General features: G+C 43.2%; 19 protein-coding genes. 7 read left to right on the top strand and 12 right to left on the bottom strand.

The features are described 5' to 3' along the window. Positions 1-133: 133 nt before the first annotated feature. The 3 genes from FD17_RS10265 to spx all read right to left on the bottom strand — a co-directional run bounded on the left by FD17_RS10265 (position 134) and on the right by spx (position 2,981). The gene (locus FD17_RS10265) at positions 134-1,372 is read right to left on the bottom strand and encodes a M57 family metalloprotease (protein ID WP_235803211.1); all 1,239 of its coding nucleotides are present in this window, start codon (positions 1,370-1,372) and stop codon (positions 134-136) included. Positions 1,373-1,489: 117 nt separating this feature from the next. After that, positions 1,490-2,284, bottom strand: coding sequence for a Cof-type HAD-IIB family hydrolase (locus FD17_RS10260; RefSeq protein WP_057826116.1), 795 nt, complete (start codon positions 2,282-2,284; stop codon positions 1,490-1,492). A 301-nt stretch (positions 2,285-2,585) separates the two neighbouring features. Beyond that, complete coding sequence (spx, locus tag FD17_RS10255; RefSeq protein ID WP_013727307.1) at positions 2,586-2,981, bottom strand: transcriptional regulator Spx; 396 nt, start codon at positions 2,979-2,981, stop codon at positions 2,586-2,588. Positions 2,982-3,175: 194 nt separating this feature from the next. On the opposite strand from spx, the gene FD17_RS10250 reads away from it, so the two are divergent. After that, the gene (locus tag FD17_RS10250) at positions 3,176-5,167 is read left to right on the top strand and encodes a cation:proton antiporter (protein ID WP_057826099.1); all 1,992 of its coding nucleotides are present in this window, start codon (positions 3,176-3,178) and stop codon (positions 5,165-5,167) included. Positions 5,168-5,248: 81 nt separating this feature from the next. Beyond that, complete coding sequence (locus FD17_RS10245) at positions 5,249-6,817, top strand: bifunctional metallophosphatase/5'-nucleotidase (RefSeq protein WP_057826098.1); 1,569 nt, start codon at positions 5,249-5,251, stop codon at positions 6,815-6,817. A gap of 419 nt (positions 6,818-7,236) precedes the next feature. Here the strand turns inward: FD17_RS10245 and rny are convergent, their stop codons facing one another. Together rny and FD17_RS10235 are read right to left on the bottom strand one after the other, a co-directional pair. Continuing rightward, complete coding sequence (gene rny, locus FD17_RS10240; RefSeq protein ID WP_057826097.1) at positions 7,237-8,835, bottom strand: ribonuclease Y; 1,599 nt, start codon at positions 8,833-8,835, stop codon at positions 7,237-7,239. Between the two features lie 86 nt (positions 8,836-8,921). Beyond that, positions 8,922-9,866, bottom strand: a complete 945-nt coding sequence (locus FD17_RS10235; RefSeq protein ID WP_057826096.1) for an alpha/beta hydrolase — start codon at positions 9,864-9,866, stop codon at positions 8,922-8,924. Between the two features lie 122 nt (positions 9,867-9,988). Here FD17_RS10235 and FD17_RS10230 point away from each other — a divergent pair, with 122 nt between their 5' ends. Together FD17_RS10230 and FD17_RS10225 are read left to right on the top strand one after the other, a co-directional pair. Beyond that, positions 9,989-10,396, top strand: a complete 408-nt coding sequence (locus FD17_RS10230; RefSeq protein WP_057826095.1) for a helix-turn-helix domain-containing protein — start codon at positions 9,989-9,991, stop codon at positions 10,394-10,396. Between the two features lie 200 nt (positions 10,397-10,596). Continuing rightward, positions 10,597-11,448: a hypothetical protein gene (locus tag FD17_RS10225; protein ID WP_057826094.1), complete on the top strand. Its 852-nt coding sequence runs from the start codon at positions 10,597-10,599 to the stop codon at positions 11,446-11,448. On the opposite strand, the gene FD17_RS10220 is transcribed toward FD17_RS10225, so the two are convergent. Further along, positions 11,420-11,995: a methylated-DNA--[protein]-cysteine S-methyltransferase gene (locus FD17_RS10220; RefSeq protein WP_057826093.1), complete on the bottom strand. Its 576-nt coding sequence runs from the start codon at positions 11,993-11,995 to the stop codon at positions 11,420-11,422. The two genes, FD17_RS10225 and FD17_RS10220, sit on opposite strands and share 29 nt — an antisense overlap. Positions 11,996-12,140: 145 nt before the next feature. Here FD17_RS10220 and FD17_RS10215 point away from each other — a divergent pair, with 145 nt between their 5' ends. After that, entirely contained in the window at positions 12,141-13,559 is a 1,419-nt protein-coding gene (locus tag FD17_RS10215) for a DUF2252 domain-containing protein (RefSeq protein ID WP_057826092.1), read from the top strand. 2 nt (positions 13,560-13,561) lie between these two features. Beyond that, on the top strand, positions 13,562-13,900 hold the full coding sequence (locus tag FD17_RS10210) for a DsrE family protein (RefSeq protein ID WP_057826091.1): 339 nt from the start codon (positions 13,562-13,564) through the stop codon (positions 13,898-13,900). Positions 13,901-14,261: 361 nt separating this feature from the next. Here FD17_RS10210 and FD17_RS10205 read toward each other — a convergent pair whose 3' ends face one another. After that, positions 14,262-14,918, bottom strand: coding sequence for an HAD hydrolase-like protein (locus FD17_RS10205; RefSeq protein ID WP_057826090.1), 657 nt, complete (start codon positions 14,916-14,918; stop codon positions 14,262-14,264). A 159-nt stretch (positions 14,919-15,077) separates the two neighbouring features. Here FD17_RS10205 and FD17_RS10200 point away from each other — a divergent pair, with 159 nt between their 5' ends. Further along, a complete protein-coding gene (locus FD17_RS10200) occupies positions 15,078-15,857 on the top strand; it encodes a sulfite exporter TauE/SafE family protein (protein ID WP_057826089.1) in 780 nt (259 codons plus the stop codon). Positions 15,858-15,922: 65 nt separating this feature from the next. On the opposite strand, the gene FD17_RS10195 is transcribed toward FD17_RS10200, so the two are convergent. The 5 genes from FD17_RS10195 to argF all read right to left on the bottom strand — a co-directional run bounded on the left by FD17_RS10195 (position 15,923) and on the right by argF (position 21,651). Then, positions 15,923-16,624 (bottom strand): Crp/Fnr family transcriptional regulator, encoded by a 702-nt coding sequence (locus FD17_RS10195; protein ID WP_057826088.1) that lies wholly within the window; start codon positions 16,622-16,624, stop codon positions 15,923-15,925. Positions 16,625-16,731: 107 nt separating this feature from the next. Further along, complete coding sequence (locus FD17_RS10190; protein ID WP_057826087.1) at positions 16,732-17,850, bottom strand: aminotransferase; 1,119 nt, start codon at positions 17,848-17,850, stop codon at positions 16,732-16,734. A 186-nt stretch (positions 17,851-18,036) separates the two neighbouring features. After that, on the bottom strand, positions 18,037-19,464 hold the full coding sequence (gene arcD, locus FD17_RS10185; protein WP_057826086.1) for an arginine-ornithine antiporter: 1,428 nt from the start codon (positions 19,462-19,464) through the stop codon (positions 18,037-18,039). 64 nt (positions 19,465-19,528) lie between these two features. Beyond that, entirely contained in the window at positions 19,529-20,491 is a 963-nt protein-coding gene (arcC, locus tag FD17_RS10180) for a carbamate kinase (protein ID WP_057826085.1), read from the bottom strand. 128 nt (positions 20,492-20,619) lie between these two features. Further along, on the bottom strand, positions 20,620-21,651 hold the full coding sequence (argF, locus tag FD17_RS10175; RefSeq protein WP_057826084.1) for an ornithine carbamoyltransferase: 1,032 nt from the start codon (positions 21,649-21,651) through the stop codon (positions 20,620-20,622). Between the last annotated feature and the right edge of the window lie 266 nt (positions 21,652-21,917).

Raw genomic sequence — 21,917 nt, 5'->3', positions numbered from 1 at the left:
ATGGCAGGCGGAGCCAAACCAGTAAAATCAAATCACTAATTGAATTTTTTGGAGCCGATGGACCGGGACACAGCGGTATAAAAAAACCAATGATGAGATCATCATTGGAATTTAATTGATTTAAGTTTGTATTTTACCAGTAACCAAGTAGTTTAGTCAGCTTGGCCCGATCAATATCACGCTGGGTAAGCGTCGCGGTCATTGTTCCGCCCTGCGTATTGTCAGCGTCTTTGTAGTCGGTCCAGTTGTATTTCATATTTTCTTGGCTCTGACCATCTTCAACACCTGTCTGAGCCGCCATGATGTCTTGGAAATATGGGGTGTGGTCCAGGCCAAGTGAATGACCTAGCTCATGAGTAATTACACCAACCCAATACGTTTCCAAAAGCTCACGGGGAACACCAGTGATGGTCGTCGTCAGGTAATGATTGGTACGGTCATAATGGAAATTGTTAGCTGCATGAGCTGCCATCCCATCGCCAACACCACTGGTATCGTCAGTTGAAAGATGAATGGTGACTGGCTGGTTTGATGACATTGGGAGATACCCATATGGATACGTGCTGTCGTGGAAAGATGTGTAATCAACATCAATTCCATTACCAAAGAAGACGCCATCCCAACCAGCTATTTGGCCGTTACCAAAATCCAACGTCATACTGTGGCTTTGACGAGTCCCCAATGTGAACACGATACTACCAAGCGCATTGTTCCATTTGTCAATTGCCTTTTGAACATAGGGAACAAGCTGAGATGATTCAACGTAAATCGATGCCTGATCATTATTGAAAACCCCGTTATCAGCGTAATCGCCAACATTGAAGTTTTTATCGAAAACTGATTTGTAGGTGGCGTAATCACCGGTGGTCAAACTGAGCAGCTGACCAGTCGGATCCAAATCCGGCGAAGTGGCGATCATCGACTCCAGATTAGCTTTTGAAATCAAATTGGGAGTCGTTGTCTCAGTTTGCGTATTGCCTGAATTAGTGGGCGTCCCCACAATATTAATTGTCGTTGGCTGATAAAGTTTCAGATACTTGGCGTAAACATAGCCTTTAATCTTGCCGTTCTTATTGGCGACATACATATAAGTCGATTTCTTATTGCTGGAAGTCCGTACAGTAACCCGCTTTTTGGAATAGAAAGTGGTCTTTTTGTAGTTCTTTAAATTATGAATCTTCTTAGTCAGCTTAGCCGAATTGTACATATAGCCCTTGGAAGCTCGATATGGTTTCGATGCGACCTTTTGGACTTTAACGACTTTAACTGTTTGTTTAGCTTCAACATTCTCTGGTGCATTAAAATTGGCAAGAAAACCGATAGAAAACATCATTGCTAAAATGACTGTTATGATGCCATGTCTTTGTTTCATAATCATTCCCCCGATTGATTAATATTAATAGGTCCATAATAATACATGAACGTACTATATAAAAGTACTTACGGAGGGAATCTTGAATCTTAACATTTAATATGAATGGCACGTAAATCAGCCAAAATATTTATTAACGAATTGAGCGACGCCATCATCATCGTTGTTCCCTGTGATCACATCTCCGGCCTCTTTAACAGGCAGTTGGCCATTTTCCATGACAACGCCGATCTCAGCATTTTTAATCATGCCCAAGTCATTTTCGGCATCGCCAAACGCCATCAGATTGTTAAAGTCCATATCGAAGTGATCCAACAACGCCTTCAGACCAACCACTTTATCCATTCCTGGGGCGAGGAATTCCATAATCTGCGGCTGGGATCGAACAATATGATACTGACTGCGGAGTGTATCATCCATGGCACTTTGATATCGATCCAACAGTTCAGGCTGATCACTGACGATGGCCTTAGAGTATTCATCTGAGGTGCTCAAATCAGAAAATGCTCTGGGAACAAAATCGATATTGCCTTTGAACTGCTGTTGATACATTGAATGCTTCAAATCAGTCATTGGATAAACCTGTTGGAAGTCCAAGATATCCAAGGGGGCATTTTGTGCTTTAACAAAATTATGAAGCGGCACCAAATCAGCTTTCTCAATCCCGCTCTTGGCCAGTTCGGCCTTATCGTTATTGTGAACGACTAGCGCGCCGTTAAAAGTAATTGTATAATCTAGGTCTTCTGTTAATCCAAGCTGTTGGATGAACCGCCAGATTGCATTAATCGGTCGGCCTGTACACAAAACGACCTTAACACCATCATCGTGGATTGCTTTTAAGGCCTGTTCGTTGCCTTTTGAAATTGTTTTGTCACTGGTTAACAGGGTACCATCTAAATCAAGTGCGACCATTTTAATCAAGTTGTCCGTCTCCTTTGTTTGTCTTACATGACTAAAGTTTAAGCAACTGGCTCGTGAAAAACAATACCAGGAATTTCTGCGCTTAATTACATTCTGTGATAATAATAAGCATTGGTTTAACAGTTTTTAATGTTATTCGTACAAATAAAAAATCTCCCCAAGTTATCGATAATTTTATCCGCTTGCGAGAGTATGGGTTTGGCCCGATTTCACAAACTAAAAAAGGAACTTGGACGACTGTTCATCCAAGTTCCTTAATTGATCCGTATAACCAATTGGTTATTTTAATGTGTTAGCTGATTTGTGATTCCAGTTCACGAAGTTCTGCTTCACGAACACTTCGTGGAAGAAATCTTCTGATTTCTTCTTCGTTGAATCCAACCTCTAGACGATGATCGTCAAATATAATTGGACGTTTAATCAAATCAGGATACTTAACGACAAGGTCAACCAACTGTGAAACAGTCAGGTTGTCGAGGTCCAAGTTCAACTTCTTATAGATATTAGACCTTGTAGAAATAATGTCTTCACTGCCGTTTTCGGTTAAACGTAGAATTTGTTTTACCTCATCAGCGTTAAGAGGGTTGGAATTGATATTTCTTTCCTTGAAATCAATGTGATGGCTCTTCAACCATGCACGAGCCTTCCGACTTGATGCGCTGCTTTGTGCTACATATAAATTCAGCATTACAATTCCCCCCTGCTCAGTAACAAAAGTACAAACGAGAAACAACATCCTTCAATTACTATATTATCATATTAGCAACTTTTGTCAATACGGTTACTTACTTATAGTAACTTACTTGTGAAATTAATTATACACCACTTATTTTTGTTATCAACTATAATATTGGTAATAAAACTTCTAAAAGGAGAAAAATTTTGTTAGTCTTTTATTCCCTTACCCTACTCGTTGTGGCGACAATCATCGCCAACATTATTTATACGATATTTCCCAAGATCCCATTAACTTTTTATCAAATCGGCTGTGGACTGGTCTTATCTCTGCTGCCCTTTTTTCAAAATTATTCACTGGAACCGGAAATTTTTATGCTGATGGTGATCGCACCGTTGATGTTTAATGACGGTCAGAATACCAGTGGTGATCATTTCCGTCGCTCCTTTCGGCAAATATTTAATTTAGCCGCAATTTTGGCGATTACGACGGCTGTGATCATTGGATTGGTTGCCCACGCCCTACTTCCACTGGTCCCTTTGGCACTTTGCTTCGCGATAGCAGCAATTGTCACGCCAACCGATTCGGTCGCCCTCAAGTCAATTACCAAAGACATTGAACTGCCCACCAACGTTTCCAGTGCTTTGGAAAATGAATCCCTTTTTAACGACGCATCCGGAATCGTCATTTTCAATTTAGCTCTGGCTTCATTTATTAGTGGTGACTTTTCTTTTTCAGAGGGACTTACCCGCTTTTTGATCAGCTTCTTTGGTGGTCTAATTATTGGTGCCTTGGCAGGTCTGGTATTTGTCAAAATTCAAACAGTCTTGGTCAATAAATCAATGGACACAGCCAGTGTGATCGTGCCATTCAGTATCATGACGCCGATTGCCATTTACCTGTTCGCAGAAGAATTGGGTATATCCGGCATTCTGGCAGTAGTCGCCGCCGGAATTATCTACGGGATCAATCAGAGCCGTTTAAAGCTCACCTCGACCAATGTTCGACTGGTGACCAACTCAACATGGGGAATCATCTCCAGCCTCTTAAACGGCGTTGTTTTTGTTCTCCTGGGGGTCACGCTGCCAAAGGTGATCAGGCGGATGCTGCCCTACTCAACCACGGCGATCATCAAATTAGTGTTGGACTCGTTAGCCATTTATGTGGTCATGTTGTTGATCCGGTTTATTTGGATACGGCTGAATGTGTTCCATGTTCAAAAGGAAAGTGCGACCACAAAGGAGTCAATTATTGCGGCAATCGGTGGGGTTCACGGAACCATTACGTTAGCCATGGCACTTTCAATTCCGTTGACTTCTCTCGGCCAACCGTTTCCTTTTAGAGACCAGCTGATTTATATCGCAACGATCGTCATTTTGTTAAGCTTGATTGTTCCAACAATTGTCCTGCCGTTCCTGTGTCATAAAAAAGTGGTCCAGGATCAGCAGGCTTTCAACAACTACCGAACCGAGATGGTCAATTACGCGATCACCCAAGTCAAGCAAGACCCGACCATATCAACATTAGACCGCAACTACGTGATCGATATGCTGAATAGTCAAAAGAGCAATACAGAAATTGACCGTAAAGCAGTTCAGGAAATCATGTCCAAGGCCCAGCAGGCCAGCGTTCAAGCGGTCATTGACCTGGCAAACGAGGGCAAAATTGACCAAAAAATTGCCAACCGATTTTCCAGAAGAATGGTGACAATGCCTAATCGACGGATTGGGTTTATGACCCGGATGCGATATATTTTTAAATTTCAGATTAAAAGATTCAAAACCAGGAAGAAAGCCGCCCGACTCAAAGGAGAAGCGACTCAAACCGTTCCATCAAAAAGCCGCCAAGAGATCCACGATGAGCGACACAAAATCAATCAGTTGATCAAAAACGCCATGTTTCAAAGTGCAAATCACTATTTGGATCAAATTGAAACCGAGGAGAATCGAAATTCCGTTAACTTTGTCCGCAGTTCTTATAGTTTCAGACAAGGCAGCTCCACTGTCGACTCAGAAACCGATAGTCTCAGAAATACCCTTTTAATCCAGTCATTTCAATCCGAATACACATACGTGGCCGATGCATTCAAATCCGGAAAAATTTCCCGAAGCCTCTCAGATCAGCTCAGCCAAAGCATTTCGACCGATCAAATGGCCTATATGGAACAGGGTACCGGCAGTGATTTATTATTAGCTTAACTACTTTAGCCAACAGCAATTTACAATCAAGGAATAATTGACTATACTTGACGATATACTTGATTTTGTGTGGGTGAAAATATGAAAATTACGCTACTAGCGACCAGCGACACGCATGGGTTTATCGAACCTACTAACTACGTTGATTCAGGTCTTGATAAGCCCTTCGGTATCGAGAAGGCGTGCACGACGATCAAAAATTATCAAAAGGCCCATCCTGATGAACATATTATTCTCTTAGACAACGGCGATTTCCTTGAGGGATCGCCAATGGCATATTATGTGGCCAAACGAGCGGATAAGCAGGATCAGGAAGCCTTCTTTTCGGCATACAATGAAGTTGGTTATCAACTGGGAACCATCGGCAACCATGAATTTGATTACGGACTGGATTATCTGAATTACATGATGAAACATTCAGACCGGCATTTTGTGTGCGCTAATATTGTTGATAACAATAACGAACCATTGTTGGCAGATCCATACACAATTATGGATGTTGCAGGTGTCAAAATCGGCTTTTTGGGATTAACGACAACTTCCACTAAAAAATGGAAGAACGTTAATGATTTAAATGACTTCAATCTGATTTCCGAGTTGGATGCGTGCAAACGCTACATCCCAGAAATGAGAAAAAAGGCCGACGTTGTCGTTGTCGTCTACCATGGCGGCTTTGAACGCGACCATACCGGCAACTGGAACGATATTAATCCTGGTGAAAACCGCGGTTACGATATTTTGAAGAACATTCCAGGAATTGATGCTTTAATTTCCGGTCATCAGCACCGCAAGATTGCCAGCCGCCTGTTTAACGTGCCAATTGTGCAGCCGGGTTCCCGCGGCCAATATGTCGCAAAAATCTCAATTGAAACTTCCAATAAAGACAAATCAATCGCCAGAACCGACGCGGAGCTGCTGAACGTTAAGGACAGCGAGCCCGATCAAAACATCAAAGAAACCGTCACTGATTTATCAATGCATTTGGAAGCGTGGCTGGACAAGCCCCTTTCACGAATTAAAGGCAGCTTAACTTTCGATGATCCGTTTAAAGCCCGCATTCATGAATCCGCATTTATCGAATTGATTCAAAAAATCCAAATGGACAAGATGGGCACTGATCTTTCCGCCACTGCCCTATATAATAACGAAGCACATGGCTTTGAAGATCCAATTACCATGCGCAACATCATCACTAATTATGTTTATCCAAACACCTTAGTTGCGTCCAAGATTACCGGCGCCGATTTGCGTGGCGCTTTGGAAGTCACCGCTCAGTACTTCACGGTTCGTCACGACGACGTGGTGGTCAACGAAAAGTTTGTCTTTCCTAAGGAACGCTTCTATAACTACGATATGTACGAAGGCATCGACTACACCTTAAATATTTCCAAACCAGTCGGCCATCGAGTGACGCGATTGAAATATCACGGCAAAGATGTCCAAGACGATCAAGTCTTAACCATCGCTTTGAACCGTTATCGGGCAAGTGGCGGCGGTCACTATCCCATGTATACCAGCGATAAGATCGTCAAATCGAGTGACATGACCATCAGTCACGTGATTATGGAATATCTGCAGAAACATCCGGTGGTTGAAGCCACTGTGAATAATAATTTTGAAATTATTTCTGATTCTGAAAAAAGCAATTAATTTATTCTTGGCAAGACACAAAACGGTCTTGCCATTTTTCTAAGCATCCTCCTTCGAACATAATCTCCAGAAAGGTCTTGTTATTATTAATAAATCATTTAAAGTTCAAATTACCTTGTATTTTATATTTTGCTGTTTGATATTCATTCTTATGCCGATGTTTTATTTGTGGTTAGGTCTTACATATCAGATTTCTTTTTGCCTGCTCGCATTAGTTGGGCTTTACATGTGGGCCAGTGAAATAATGCCACCCTATGTTAAGACGCCTGCTTATAAGGTTCCACGCTTGGTTCGAAATTTCAGCATTATCGCTGTATTAATTTTCTTTGCTTATGTGTTGATAACACACATGATGAACTAAATTTAGACAATCAACTTTAACGACACAAAAGCCAATCCATTTCTGGATTGGCTTTTTACTATGCTTTCTTAAGTCGCTTATGATTCTTTTTCTTCTCAGCACCAACATACGCCACTGCTTTAAAGTCACGAATTGACGTCACCTTAATTTTACCTGGATAAGTCAATTCATTCTCAATTTCATCTTTGACTTCATTGGCGAGCTTTTGGTTCTGCTCGTCATCAAGCTTCTTAGGATCAACCACAATCCGGATTTCTCTGCCGGCTTGGATGGCATAACTTTCTTTAACACCCTGCTTCGAGCTGGCAATGCGTTCCAGACTCTTAAGCCGGTTAACGTATTCCTCAACGGATTCGCTTCGGGCACCTGGGCGACCACCGGAAATTGAATCTCCTGCAGCAACCAGATGAGCAATTGGAGTTGTAACATCCACATCCCCATGGTGAGAGGCGATTGAATTAATAACCTGTGGATCTTCATCATAGGTTTCAGCAATCTTAACCCCCAACTCAACGTGGGTCCCATCAACTTCACGATCAATCGCTTTCCCAATATCATGGAGTAAGCCGGCTCGCTTGGCAATCTTGACGTTTAGACCAAGTTCAGCAGCCAGCATTCCTGAAATATCAGCAACTTCAATCGAGTGATTCAAAACGTTTTGACCATAACTGGTCCGATACTTCAATCGACCGACAATCTTCAGCAGGTCCGGATGCATCCAGCCAATGTGAAGTGAGCCGACAACCTTTTCACCTGTCCGACGCAATTCATTCATCAAATCAAGACGAGCTGTTTCAACCTGACGTTCAATTGATTGGGCATTAATCTGCTTGGTAACCACCAGATTGGTGATGACCGTCTTGGCAACCTCTCTTCGCAGTGGATCTTGAGTGACCACGTGAAGTAGATGGGGATCGTCTGGATCAAATACCAGATCAGTTCCTGTCAAAGTTTCAATGTAACGAATATTGGAAGCTTCACGACCAATCAACTTTTGCTTGGTGTTATTGTCATTAATTTGAACAGAATGTTCAATGTGTTCACGAGGCATATCAACCGGTCCGCGTTGAATCGCATCATCAGCCAAAATTTTGGCAACTTTCGGTGCACTGACTTGGGCTTCATCGTCTTGATACTTCAATTCAATATCTTTTTCACGTTTCAGATCGGTTGCCAGTTGATCAAGAATCTGTTGCTTAGCTTCATCAAGGCTAATTGAGCCACGTTCCTGAAGGGTTTGCATCCGCTTCTTGGTTAAATCATCTGCAGTCTGATGGAGCTTTTCAATGCCATCTTTTTGTTCGTTAATTTCGTGGCTTTCCCCAGCCAGTTTTTGATGCAGTTGATCCAGTCGTTCTTCAGTCTGCTTCAAACCGGTTTGACGCTGGTCAATTCGGCTTTGACGGGTCACGTTATCGGCTTTGTAGCTTTCAAGTTCCTCTTCGATTGATTCTTTGTAATCTTCAGTTTGTTGCTTGCCGTCAGACAAAATCTTAATTGATTTTTCTTTGGCATCTTCTTCGGCTTTTTGTTGAAGTTGATCAGCAGCAGCTTTTGCCTGTTGGATCTCCTGCTGGAAATGGCGTTTCTGCAGCTGTGTTCCACAGACAGCACCAACAATTGCTGCAACAATCCCGAGAATAATGATATATAACAAGTGCGGACCTCCTTTCGTAAAACAGTCCTGATAATAGTGTAACATAATCCGTTTGTGAGCGTCTAAAAACATATGGGCGACAAGGATTAGTCCATATATTTATCAAGGAACTTTTTCACCGTATCCCGATACAAGGTCGGTCGATTCTCAATCGAGCGGGAATGCCCCGGCCCCGGAACAATCAATAGCTGCTTGGGTCCCCGATCAGCTTTGTACAAAGGATAAACCATTTTGGTGGGGACAAAATGATCATGCGCGCCATGAATAAACAGCATTGGCCGTTTGTTTTTGCGGACTTGCTTGAGGGCACTGGCCTCTTTGAATGAATAGCCATTCTTCACATGATTAATGCCACTCACAATATCGACCAGCGGAAACTTCGGCAGATGATAAAGTTCTTTTGCCTGGTAGGCGACTTCAGTGTACACATCGGTATAGCCGCAATCCTCAATAAATGCCTTGACCTGGTGAGGCAGCCCCTTTACCCCACTGACCATCATCGTAGTGGCACCACCCATGCTGGTACCAAAGACGGCAATTTTGGAATCTTCGCCATTTCGATTGATAACCTTCTTAATCCATTTAACGTAATCCAGCCGGTCCGGCCAGCCATATCCGATATAATCGCCCTGGCTGTCGCCGAGACCACGTGAATCGGGGAGTAGAACATTGTATCCCAGATTATGAAACATGTAGGCATAATTGAACATTTTATCCTTATCGGACATAAAACCGTGAGCGACAATAATCGTCTTGTTGGTCGGCTGTTTGGCAGCTATGTAGTTGGCGTCCAGCTTCAGGTGCCGAGTTGCCGACATTTCATACCAGTGCTGCTTATTAACATCCTGATACCACTTATGTGCCGGGTACAATGGATCGCCCTTTTTAATCGGCTTGGTTTTGCTTAAAAAAGACTTGGGTGCCGGGACAACAGCCACTTTGTAGAAGTATAGTCCGGCACCAAACAAGCCGCCGCAAACCAACACAGCAGCCGAAGCCAGACCAATTAAGACTTTCGTTTTTCGCTTCATTTTCAATCCCACCAATTCAAATTTTCTCGTGATAAATATACCACATTAATCATTTTGCCGCCGAAATTTGGCGAAACGCAAAAAAGTCGTATAATATAAGTAACGAACAGGACGGTGATCACATGTTTCCAGAAAGATTACGAGCATTAAGAAAAGGCGAACATCTAACTTTGGAACAATTAGCCAACGCAATCAACAAAGACTCTCCAACAGACAAAGCGCACGAGAGTACCGGTTCCCAGATCGGAAACTGGGAACGTGGGATTCGAACACCAAGTTATATTGAAATTCAACGGCTGGCCAAGTTCTTTGACGTCACAATGGATTACTTGACGGGTCTGACAGAAAACAGTACCTACGATATCGCAAGACTGTTCATCTCGGACAAAACGCTGCAATTCAACGGTCAAAATCTTAGCTCAGCAGACCGATATGAAATCTACCAATTAATATCAGGCTACGTCCACGGAAGAACAAATGCCCCGCATGATGAGGGACCGAGGACGGAGCAAGGGAAGTTGGATATTTAAAGAACAGAGTGTGAGCCAAGCCGGTTAGCTTCCGAGCATTTATTTAATAACGAGGTTTGATGCGTGTTTTGCATCGAGCCTCGTTATTGGATAAAGCGGAAGAAGCTGGCTTGGAGAACACGTTTCGACTATATAACAGCCAACCGACCACAAAGTAAAACCCACACCACCACATAAAACCAAACCCACAAGGAGCCCCTATGCTAACCAACAAACAAAAGAAAAAACTACTAAAGAAAAAACACGCACAAGCCACCCCATCAGAATCCACCTACATCACCCAAATGCTCAAATATCGGGAGCAATTCAACGCTTATCCCCAAGTTAAATTTCTGATCAACAACGTCATTGAAAGTGACCACCTGATTAAGCAGGGATTGTTACCTCAGGATCTGCCGGAATTAATCTTACCCGACGATATTCAAGACCAGATTTTCAAAGACATTAATCAGAAATTCAAGCCAGGAGATCCAGAAGGAGACAAACTTTGGAACGAACTGTCCGACGCTTTACCCAAGTTGGACAAACAGCTGCGGTCATTTCGAGATTATTTGGAAAGCCAGTACGGCATGTGGGCGTATATTTCTGCGCCATTTGCCAAAGATTTGGCAAATTATATCGGCGATGACACTGCCTTGGAAATTATGGCGGGTAACGGTTATATTTCAAAGGGGCTGACTGACTTGGGCGTCAAAGTCTACCCCACTGATAGTTTAGCGTGGGCAAAAGAAAATCAGACCGGAAAGCACCAGCTGATTAACGTTGAGAAGCTGGATGCCCTGGCTGCAATCGACAAATATATGGGTCAGGTGAAGTACGTCATCATGAGCTGGTCACCTGACAAACAGACGATTGACGTCGACGTTTTGAACGCAATTAGAAAAGCCGACAACGATTTGGAATTAATCGTCATCGGCGAAAAAAATGGCGCTACCGACTCTAAAGAGTTCTGGCAGCAAGCCCATTTCATCAAACCAGATGTTACCAAACAGCTGAACCGACATCACCAGCCGTTTGATTTAATTAAAGATCAGATTTACCTAGTTGACTAAGCTTAGGCAAAGGTAATTTACTGATTAAAGCGTGCTTTTCAATCGGCTTCTTCTCAAACTCGAGAAGAGCCTTTTTTGTTTCTTTGCCGCCACGATAGTCGCCGAGGTCGCCATTGGCACGAATCACCCGATGGCATGGAACCACAATTAAGTCGGGATTGACGGCCACCGCATGGGCAACCGGCCGAATGGATTTAGGCTTACCGACATTTTCAGCAAGCTGCTTATACGTGACTGTTTGGCCGTACGGAATCTTTTGAATTTCAGCCCAAACCTGGTGCTGCAATTCGGTGCCGACGCCATCCAAGTCCAGCGGAACATCAAATGTCTTACGCTTTTTATCAAAATAGTCAGTCAATTCGTTCAAATAGTCGTCAGTGACTGCTTCATCGTACATGAATTGAAAGTCGTAGCGATCAGGGTAAAAATCAAAAAGTTCAGACAGGTACTTCCCAGGGCTGGAAACAAAATTCAGGCCCTTTTGAGTCACTGTGAAGAAAAATTTTTGATTATTCACTTCGATACTTTCCCAAAACAATTTTTTCATTAATCCAAGTCTCCATCATATTCGAGTTTCCCAATGGGAATATTGTAACATATTGGTCTGATATGTGAGTTTGCATTGCTTGACTCACAGAGCGCAAATTGCCACAATGATGTTATACATTGTAAATAATGGAGGAGTCATTAAAATGACAGACACCAACAGGGCTGACACCCAAGCGGCAACAAGCTTACACTATGACTTAAGCAAAATTAATATTAATAAATCAGTTCATGAGTTAATTGATGCAGGGAAAAAGGTTCGTGATACTGTTCCCTTTGAAAAATTAGGAACATTCATCCCGGTCAAACGAAACGTTGTCCAAGGGATTTCCCACGTCGAACAAAAGATGATTTCGGATTTGATGCCATTACGTCATAAACGTCTGGCGGCATCCGCCTTTTCCTTCTTCCGTGGAACAGATGAACTGATGGCGTTTGATCTCTCCAAACAAACTTCAACCAACATCCCGGTTGTCATTTCCGGCGATGCGCATTTGGGTAACTTCGGCTTCTATGCATCCCCTGAACGAAAGCTATTATTCGACCTTAACGATTTCGATGAATCCGCAATCGGTTCTTGGGATTGGGATATTCGCAGGCTTTTGGTCAGTATCGTTTTACAAGGTGAACAGCTCGGATTGGATGAAGATCAAATCGATTCCATCATGAAAAGCGCGGTTGAAACCTATCAGCAAATCTTGAGTGAGTGTTTTGAGGAGCATTCGGCCATGGAGCGGTATTACTTCTCCACAGAGGTTGAGTCATTCCTGCAGTCGGAAGATTCAGGAAGCAGCCTGCCAAAGGTTTGGCGGAAAATTCGTGACAGCGCTGAAGAACGGAATTCCGATAAAGTTGTCAAAAAATTCACAACCTTGGATGCTCGCGGTCACTTGGTTTTCAAAGAAAACGCCCCACGAACTGTCCACGTCAGTGAAAGTCGATTCAACGAAATTAGTGAACATTTGAAAAACTATACAAGATCGGTCAGTCCAGACGTGACTGTGTTGTTATCACAATTTCACATCAGCGACATTGTCCGTCACAGCGTTGGTGTCGGAAGCTTTGGGACTCGGTGTTATCTGGTCTTGTTAACTGCCATAGACGGCAGCCACCTGGTTCTTCAAATAAAGGAAGCTTTGCAGACCCGGCGATTCAGAGGTTTCGACGTTACCACCCCATTCAGCCAAAGCAAGCCGGATAACGGGGAACGAATCGTTACCTGCCAGCAAATTCTACAACGGGCATCAGACCCGCTGCTTGGTTTCTACCATAACAACAAAAGTGGACGGAGCTACTACGTCCGTCAATTCTGGGATATGAAAGAATCGATTAATTTGGACAAGCTTGACGAAGATGATTTTCAAACCTACGCCAAGATCTGTGGCCTATTGTTGGCGCGGGGACATGCTCAAAGTCCAACCGCTGCAGTTGTCCATGGTTATGTTGGCACCAAGAAGAAGCTGGTGTTGGCTTTGATGAATTGGGCGAACGAATATGCCAAACAGGTTCATAAAGATTACAAGGAATTCACAGACTCTTTAGATTCGGACGAAACGGAGGAATAACGATGCACAAGGTTGTTTTTCACATTGATGAACCGGAGAAATGGGATCACACGTTGAGTAACGTCACCAATCTGTTGGATTACGGACGTACAAATAAGGAAGAATATCATATTGTCGTGTTGGTAAATGGTGATGCAATTACCGGATATTTGGACGAACGCTTGAGAAACGCGGTGGAACAGTTCAGCAGAGAGGGCGTCAGATTTCACGCCTGCAACAATTCAATGTACAGCCACCAAATCAAGGAAACCCAACTGCCGGAAAACGTCGAAATTGTGTCGGCAGGAGTGGCGGACTTGGTGTCACTGCAGGAGCAGGGATTTGCGTATGTAAAGGCATAGAGTGCGAGCCAAGCCGTTTAGCTTTTGAGCATTAGTTTAATAACGGACTTTAACGCTGGTCTTGCGTTGAAGTCCGTTATTGGACTAAGCGGAGAAAGCTGGCTTGGCGAGCACGTTTCCACTATGTAAAAGAAAAAGGCAAAAAAATAATCAACCACCAACAAAAAACGGACCAAGACAAAAGCAAAACTTCTGTCTCGATCCGTTACGTTAATTCACCACTAATACCAAGTTAAAACGTGGAACAATCGGCTGACCCTATTAATTTAAGAAAGCCAAGCAATCCTTCCAAGGCCAGGAATAATCGCTTGATTCTCTTAAATTCAGAGGTCAAATTGCCTCTCGTCCCACTCTTTTTCCATTACCCAATTATCTTCCGAACCCCGTCCTGAATCTCATCAGGCTTATCAACCAACACATTCGCATGAGCACCCAACAATTCCGGCACATCACCAAATCCGTAAGTCACACCTAGAGTCTTGACGTGGTTATTGTAGCCTCCAAGCATATCGTTGTCCCGGTCACCAATCATGATACTGTCGGCATGATCAGCTTTTGCTTCTTCCAGAGCATACTTCAGTACCGCAGTCTTGGTATGCCGGGTGCCCTCGTCGCTGCTGGCACCGTATCTGCCATTAAAATACTGAGTAATTTGGAATTGGTCAGTAATGTCATGAATGAGATCTTCCGGTTTGGCCGACGCAATATTGACATCATAGCCCTGATCATTGAGAAGCTGTAATTCACTTACAATGCCGGGATATAAGTCAAGCTGGAACATCCCTTCCCGTTTGTAATAGTCGTGATAATATTTTAAAGTTGTCATTCGATCGCCCTGTGATAACTGGGGATAGAATTTTTCCAAACTATTAATCAGTGCGGGACCGATAAACTTGAGATACTGGTCATGGGTCAGCTCGGGAAGCTTCATTTTAGCCACTGCGTATTTAAGAGATCGAACGATTCCTTCTTCTGAATCGGCAATGGTACCGTCAAAGTCAAAGAATAAATGTGTCATGGGTTACCTGCTTTCGTTTCGCATTAATAATTAACTATTATCAAGGGTGCGAGGGGATAAATCAAGTCTTTTGAAACGGGAGTTGATGGGGGCGTTTTTTTTACTGAAAAATGTAGTATATTAGAAGTATCAAAAATTGAAAAGAGGTCAGCTTGGCTCATGCTTCTGACATTTATCTTCTTAATAATAGCTGGCTTTGCGGCAGGGTTACTCGCCTCTGTGGCCGGACTGGCTTCCCTTGTGTCATATCCAGCCCTGCTGGCGGTCGGACTGCCACCGGTTATCGCAAATGTGACCAACACCACCGCCCTCATCTTTTCCGGAATCGGTGCAACTGCTTCTTCGATGAAAGAGCTTCGCGGCCATTGGAAAAAGTTAACACTATATGTTGTTTTGTCACTAATTGGAAGTATCGGTGGTAGTGTCCTGTTGCTGATAGCTCCTGCTTCTTCGTTTGAAAAAGTCGTGCCCTTCTTCATCCTGTTTGCCGGCATTTTGCTTTTCATGTCCGGCCGAAAAAAGGACGTGTCCACTTCCAAACTCAAGCAGGCGCACGAAACTCCTTCAAAACATTTCTGGGTTTCGCTGATCAGCTTAACCGGAATCGTTTTGGTCGGCGCCTACACCGGTTATTTCGGCGCAGCCGGTGGGGTCATTTTCTTGGCAATCTTATCGGTCATTACAGATGATCAATTCACTGTGGTCAACGCAATGAAGAATGTGATTGCCTTTGCCGGTAACCTGATTGCAACGGTGATTTTCATCTTCAAGTCACACATTGACTGGATTTTGGTTATCCCACTTGGGTTTGGCCTGCTGATTGGTGGCTACACCGGCCCCATCATTGTTCGCCATTCAAACATCCATCTGCTGCGAATTTTGATTTCGTTAGCGGCGTTTGGATTGGCCGCATATTTGTTTGTAACAGCTTATTTTTAACAATATGTATTAAGAAGGCACGACTCCAATCAGAGCCGTGCCTTCTTCGTTTCTAAAAATGGATATCAATATGAATCTTCATCCAATTCTAAAATTTTAAAATATTTTCGATTGTACTGAATTTTATTCTCAGACACCAGTTTTTGAACCATTTGACTCGTGGTTTCCCGTGTCGTACCACTGACTTTTGAAAGTTCGACAATCGTAATCGGATACGGAATCAAAATGGTATCGTCTTCCTGCAGGTCACCAATCTGTTGGCCAATAAATAAGATTGCGTTGGCAACCCGGCACCTTGCGCTCGTTGTCACCATGCGCTGGAGCTGAGTTTCAGAAGTATTGATAATTTGGCTCATCTCTTTGACAGCATTCACCATCAGTTCAGGGTTTTCACGCAATACCTGTTCATAAATCGGCATTGAAAATTCAGCAATCTTCACATCGGTCATGGTTTGCACAGTATACGCATATCTATCATCTTCAAATAATCCAATGTATGGGAATCCCTTGTTTGGGCGAATGTATAGATACAGCTGTTCATCACCGTTCTTATCCCAATGAAACGATTTGGCGACCCCTTCTATCAGAAAATAGAATTTATCACGGGTATCTCCTTGATCGAACAAGATTTGGCCGCGGTGATACTGCTTGACTTTCATTTCATCAAGCAGCTGCCGAATATATTTATCATCTAATGGACTAAATTCCGGATGCCGACGCATTAGCTTAGCATAGTCATCATAGTCACTTTTATTTTTTATAATCATTAGTACACTCCCAAAAGCGGTTACAAATTAATCTCCATTAAAAGTGTACCTCAAATTAGACAATTGTACATTAAACCAATCTGAGACGGAATGAACCAACGCAGATGTTAGTCATATTGCCGCATAAACTTGGACAGCCTCTTAAGCCCCTTTCTCAAAGTATCTTCTTGAGCACAGTATCCGAGTCTTACGTGTCCGGGCATATCAAATCGATTGCCTGGGACCAGCAATACACCTTCTTCTTTCAACAGACGGATGCAAAATTCTTCGATGTCTTCAGGAACGTCTAGTTTGGGAAATGATGTTGAAACTGCTTGGGGCATGATTACGCTGGCACGGGGTTCAGAGTCAATCCAGTCACTGTAGATTTTCAAATTATTTAGAACCAATTTTCGATTTCTTTGCAAAACTTTGTCCCTGTTTCGAAGAACGTAAGTTGCCAACATATCGTTGAATACGCCACAGCAGATCATAGTGTAATCCCGATACTTTCTAAACAGATCAGCCAATTCACTGTTCGTTGCCGTCCAGCCAACCCGGATTCCAGGAACTGAATAGGTTTTGGATAAAGAATTTGTCGCAATCCCTTTATCATAGAGGTCAACAATCGAAGTGAATTTGGATGGGTCGTCCAGCGGCAAATATACTTCATCAACCAATACATACGCACCAACAGATTTCGCCAAATCCACAACTTGTTGCAGGAAGTCGTGATCAAGAATGGTCCCTGTTGGATTGTTGGCATTATTCAGGCAAATGAGTTTCGTGTCTGGCCGGATTAATTGCTTTAATTCTTCAATATCCGGATACCAGCCATCTTCTTCATAAATGTGCCAGTAATCAACATCGGCACCCAGTGACTTGGGAATATCGTATAACTGTTGATAGGATGGATACTCGGAGATGACATGATCTCCCGGTTCCACCAATGAGTATAAGGCCAAGTGATTAGCACCAGTGGCCCCATTAGTTTGTAAAATGTTGTCCGGACTGATATTTTGATAGAGTTTTGAAACCTCGCTTTTAAACTCAGGTGAGCCTTCAATCCAGCCATAATTCATTTTTTGTTTATTCAATAAGTCATAAAAGGTCTGGCCACTTTCGCCATCCAAATCAAGAACTTCCTGCATCGTCATAGAAGAAATGGTACTTTGTGCAATATCATACGTCGCTTTTTTCTCCCAAACATTTAGCCATTCTTCAACCCCAAATCCTGCAATCTTCATCACTTTTACCGCCTTTCGCTAAACTAAGATAATTCCGGTTGAGCTTCATGGAATCATTATAACGGTTATCGGCCATTCTGTGGGTGATACCAGTGATAAACGCAAGTTTTGCGGTTGATCAAAAAAATCACCCAAAGCAAAATTGTTACTTTTGCTTTAGGTGATTTTCATATTTGAAATCAAGTTTTAGAATGTCACTTTGCCTACAATCAGACCGTAAATCGTGTAAATGGCGGCAATGACAATGAAGATTGCCAAAGTCATTTCAATTGGTCCAAAGACTTTCTTGGCGTGGTTATCCTTCTTCTGAAGTATCCAGAATACCGGAATTCCTGCAGCAAACAATAATGACATCAAGAGCAGGAAGTTGGTACCGGCTGCGAACAACAGCCAGCATGCATAAATACTGGAGATAACCCCAACAATAATGTTTCCCATTCTCCCCTTACCGTGATCGTCGTTTACTGAGTATTTCAATTGATAGAATGCAGAAAATGCATATGGAATTAAAATCGCAGCACTGGCAATCGAGTAGAAGAAGTTATAGGCAGAAGCTGTAATCAAGTATGAGAACATGAAGATTTCAACACAGATGTTGGTTACAGTCAATGAGGTAATCGGTGCGCCATTTTTGTTCTCCTTGGCAAAGATCTTAGGGAACGATCCTTCCTTTGCAGCCTCATATGGCAATTGACCGGCAAACATGGTCCATGACAACCAGGCACCAACAACGGAGATAATCAACCCGCCGTTAACAACCATGGCGCCCCACTTACCAACCAAGCTTTGAAGCAATTCAGCCATCGCTGGTTGAGTCAAGTGTGAAAGGCCAGCTCGGCTCATAACACCAAATGACAACAGTGTGATCAACATATAAATCAAAATAACGGTAATAATTCCAAGAACAGTTGCTTTACCAACATCTGAACGCTTGCGTGCCCGTCCGGAAAAGACAACGGCTCCTTCGATTCCGATAAATACCCAAACGGTTACCAGCATCGTACTCTTGGCTTGTGCCATGACACTGCCAAATTCGAACTTGCCGCTTGGTGTGTACCAGAAATCACTGGTGAACATATTCATCTTGAATGCGAATAAGACAATAACAATGAACAGGAAGATTGGAATCAATTTTGCAATTGTAATAATGGTATTCACAAATGAAGCTGATTCAATCCCTCGTAAAATCATAAAATGGCAGGCCCATAAAATAAACGATGCAGCAATGATTGACCAAATGTTTTGGCCATCACCGAAGACCGGCAGGAAGTAGGCAACGGCACTCATTAACAGTGTCGCATACCCAACGTTTCCAAGCCATGCGGACAGCCAGTAACCCCATGCGGAGTTAAAGCCCATGTATTTACCAAAACCAGCTTCGGCATAACTGTAAACACCGGCATCCAGATCCGGACGCTTCATCGTTAAGTTCTGGAATGTCAAAGCCAACATGACCATCCCAACAGCTGTAATTACCCAGCCAATGATAATGGCTCCGGCTCCGGCCCCAACGGCCATATCGTGCATGAGGTTAAATACCCCACCACCGACGATTGATCCAACAACCAAACCGACCAGTTCGAGCAGCCCTAATTTACCATCGCGCTCTTTCATTTAGCTCACTCCCTCGAATAAGAATATTTAATACGTATAAATTCATTGCAGAATCTAACATAAATCAGGCGATGGTGGATCGATTCTTATTTGGAACGATAATCGTTCCCGATCCATCATTGATAAATCCCTCAATATTGTCCAAAGCTGTAACCACAGCTTCGTTGCCGGTTGCTTCTACAAAATCAATTGCCGCTTCAACTTTCGGCAGCATGCTTCCTGGTGCAAATTGCTTCTCACCAATGTATTGATGGAGGTCGGCAACTGAAACTTTCTCAAGCTTCTTTTGATCAGGCTTGTTGAAGTTCACAAAGATATTTGGAACAGCCGTCAGAATAATCAAAGCATCTGCACCAACTAATTCCGCTAACTTCTCACTGGCGAAGTCTTTATCGATAACGGCTTCTTTGCCGGAAAGTCGGTGGCCTTCCGTAACAACCGGCACACCACCGCCACCAACAGAGATTGGCACGATTCCGGCTTCAACCAACGCATTAACCGCCTTGGTTTCAACAACACCAATCGGTTTTGGTGAAGGAACAACCCGGCGATAGCCACGGCCGGCATCTTCAACAAAGCTGAAACTCGGATTCTGTTTCTTGGCCAAATCAGCGTCTTCTTTACTCATGAACGGACCGATTGGCTTAGTTGGGTTGGCAAATGCCGGATCATCGGCACTCACTTCAACCTGGGTAACAACGGTCGCAACCGTCTTATCCAGTCCCTTTTCACTGATTACCTGATCCATCGCGTTTTGCATCCAGTAACCAATACTTCCCTGGGTCATGGCCACACAAGAATCAAGAGGCATTTCAGGGTTATCACTGGTACTTCCTGATGCCTGCTGTAATAACAGGTTTCCAACTTGAGGGCCATTTCCATGAGAAATGATCAGCTGGTCACCATTTTCAATAAATTTAACCAGGTGCTCCGCAGTATCTCGCAATGCTTGCTGCTGTGCGGCTGCAGATGCATCCTTTGACAGGATGGCGTTACCACCTAGGGCTACTACGACTTTACGTCCCATAATAATTCTCCTCCGTCTTTGAAAATAATAAGGGACTGGGACAAAACAAATGTTTTGTTGCCAGTCCCTTGTATTGTTAAGCTATTTTTCAAGGTGGGTACTAGGCTGAAATGTGGTTTGGGCTTTCGTTACACTCTAGGGATAAAGAGATTACCCAGAGTAGCAGCCATCATAGCCTTGATTGAATGCATTCTGTTTTCTGCTTCCTCAAATTGACGAGCATACTTGCTGGTGAACACTTCATCAGTAACTTCCATTTCAGTAATGCCATACTTCTTCTCAATATCCTTGCCGTATTCGGTTTCGGTATTGTGGAATGCTGGCAGGCAGTGCATGAAGATTAATTGATCGTCTGGTGTGCCGGTCTTCTTCAAAGCTTCCATATTTACTTGATATGGCGTTAACAACTTAACGCGTTCTTCCCAGTTGCTTTCACCCATTGATACCCATACATCGGTATAAACAACGTTTGAACCCTTCATACCTTCATCAAGGTCATCGGTAATCACAAGCTTTGCGCCTGACTTCTCAGCGAAGCCTTTGGCAATGTTTTGGATTTCGTCAGTTGGGAACAATTCTTTAGGTGAAACAATGTGAATGTTAACACCCAGAATTGCACCGGTAACAAGCAATGAGTTGGCAACGTTGTTACGGCCGTCACCCATGAATGTCAAAGTCAATCCTTGGAGCTTGCCAAAGTTTTCCTTAACAGTCATGAAGTCAGCCAACATTTGAGTTGGGTGCCATTCGTCGGTTAAGCCGTTCCATACAGGAACACCACTGTCTCGGGCAAGGATTTCAGCATCGCTCTGCTTGAATCCACGGAATTCAATTCCATCGAACATGCTGCCAAGAACTTTGGCAGTGTCTGAAGTTGATTCCTTCTTACCTAATTGAATATCGTTTTGGCCAAGGTACTCTGGATGAGCACCAAGATCGATTGAAGCCGTTGTAAATGCTGAACGGGTACGAGTTGATGACTTTTCGAAGAGAAGGGCAATGTTTTTGCCTTCGAGGTAACGATGAGGAATACCAGCTTTTTTCAAAGCCTTAAGATGTAAACCAAAGTCGATCAAATATTCGAGTTCGGCAGCAGTGAAATCTTTTTCGGCTAAAACACTACGTCCTTGAAATACGTTTTGTCTGAAATCTTTTGTCATAATCGAATTCTCCTTGATGAATATTGATTTGGGTAACGGTGCTTGGGCTGGGGTTGTAGAGTTGAATGGTATGTGACAGCTTTTCTATGTTACCTTTGTTGGGTATTGACCCTATCTAGGCAACATAGCCGAAACGTGTTCCGACGGGCCTGACACTAACTTCTAAGTGCACTTTAACTAAAACCCAAACCCGGGGTTTCAGTCAAAGTACCCTTAGAAACCGTGTCAACCAGCCCTCGTCACACTGTTATGAAGTGACCAATGTC

The sequence above is a fragment of the Lentilactobacillus sunkii DSM 19904 genome (assembly GCF_001435575.1).
In the GTDB taxonomy this organism is placed as follows: Bacteria; Bacillota; Bacilli; order Lactobacillales; family Lactobacillaceae; genus Lentilactobacillus; species Lentilactobacillus sunkii.
The sequence above is the reverse complement of the archived record's forward strand: the minus strand, read 5'-3'. Positions and strand labels throughout refer to the sequence as shown.

Excerpts from the sequence above, each read along its gene's own strand:
- FD17_RS10265 (WP_235803211.1), bottom strand. The coding sequence starts at position 1,372 with ATGAAACAAAGACATGGCATCATAACAGTCATTTTAGCAATGATGTTT.
- FD17_RS10260 (WP_057826116.1), bottom strand. The coding sequence starts at position 2,284 with ATGGTCGCACTTGATTTAGATGGTACCCTGTTAACCAGTGACAAAACA.
- spx (WP_013727307.1), bottom strand. The coding sequence starts at position 2,981 with ATGCTGAATTTATATGTAGCACAAAGCAGCGCATCAAGTCGGAAGGCT.
- FD17_RS10245 (WP_057826098.1), top strand. The coding sequence starts at position 5,249 with ATGAAAATTACGCTACTAGCGACCAGCGACACGCATGGGTTTATCGAA.
- FD17_RS10235 (WP_057826096.1), bottom strand. The coding sequence starts at position 9,866 with ATGAAGCGAAAAACGAAAGTCTTAATTGGTCTGGCTTCGGCTGCTGTG.
- FD17_RS10230 (WP_057826095.1), top strand. The coding sequence starts at position 9,989 with ATGTTTCCAGAAAGATTACGAGCATTAAGAAAAGGCGAACATCTAACT.
- FD17_RS10225 (WP_057826094.1), top strand. The coding sequence starts at position 10,597 with ATGCTAACCAACAAACAAAAGAAAAAACTACTAAAGAAAAAACACGCA.
- FD17_RS10220 (WP_057826093.1), bottom strand. The coding sequence starts at position 11,995 with ATGAAAAAATTGTTTTGGGAAAGTATCGAAGTGAATAATCAAAAATTT.
- FD17_RS10215 (WP_057826092.1), top strand. The coding sequence starts at position 12,141 with ATGACAGACACCAACAGGGCTGACACCCAAGCGGCAACAAGCTTACAC.
- FD17_RS10210 (WP_057826091.1), top strand. The coding sequence starts at position 13,562 with ATGCACAAGGTTGTTTTTCACATTGATGAACCGGAGAAATGGGATCAC.
- FD17_RS10205 (WP_057826090.1), bottom strand. The coding sequence starts at position 14,918 with ATGACACATTTATTCTTTGACTTTGACGGTACCATTGCCGATTCAGAA.
- FD17_RS10200 (WP_057826089.1), top strand. The coding sequence starts at position 15,078 with ATGCTTCTGACATTTATCTTCTTAATAATAGCTGGCTTTGCGGCAGGG.
- FD17_RS10195 (WP_057826088.1), bottom strand. The coding sequence starts at position 16,624 with ATGATTATAAAAAATAAAAGTGACTATGATGACTATGCTAAGCTAATG.
- FD17_RS10190 (WP_057826087.1), bottom strand. The coding sequence starts at position 17,850 with ATGAAGATTGCAGGATTTGGGGTTGAAGAATGGCTAAATGTTTGGGAG.
- arcD (WP_057826086.1), bottom strand. The coding sequence starts at position 19,464 with ATGAAAGAGCGCGATGGTAAATTAGGGCTGCTCGAACTGGTCGGTTTG.
- arcC (WP_057826085.1), bottom strand. The coding sequence starts at position 20,491 with ATGGGACGTAAAGTCGTAGTAGCCCTAGGTGGTAACGCCATCCTGTCA.
- argF (WP_057826084.1), bottom strand. The coding sequence starts at position 21,651 with ATGACAAAAGATTTCAGACAAAACGTATTTCAAGGACGTAGTGTTTTA.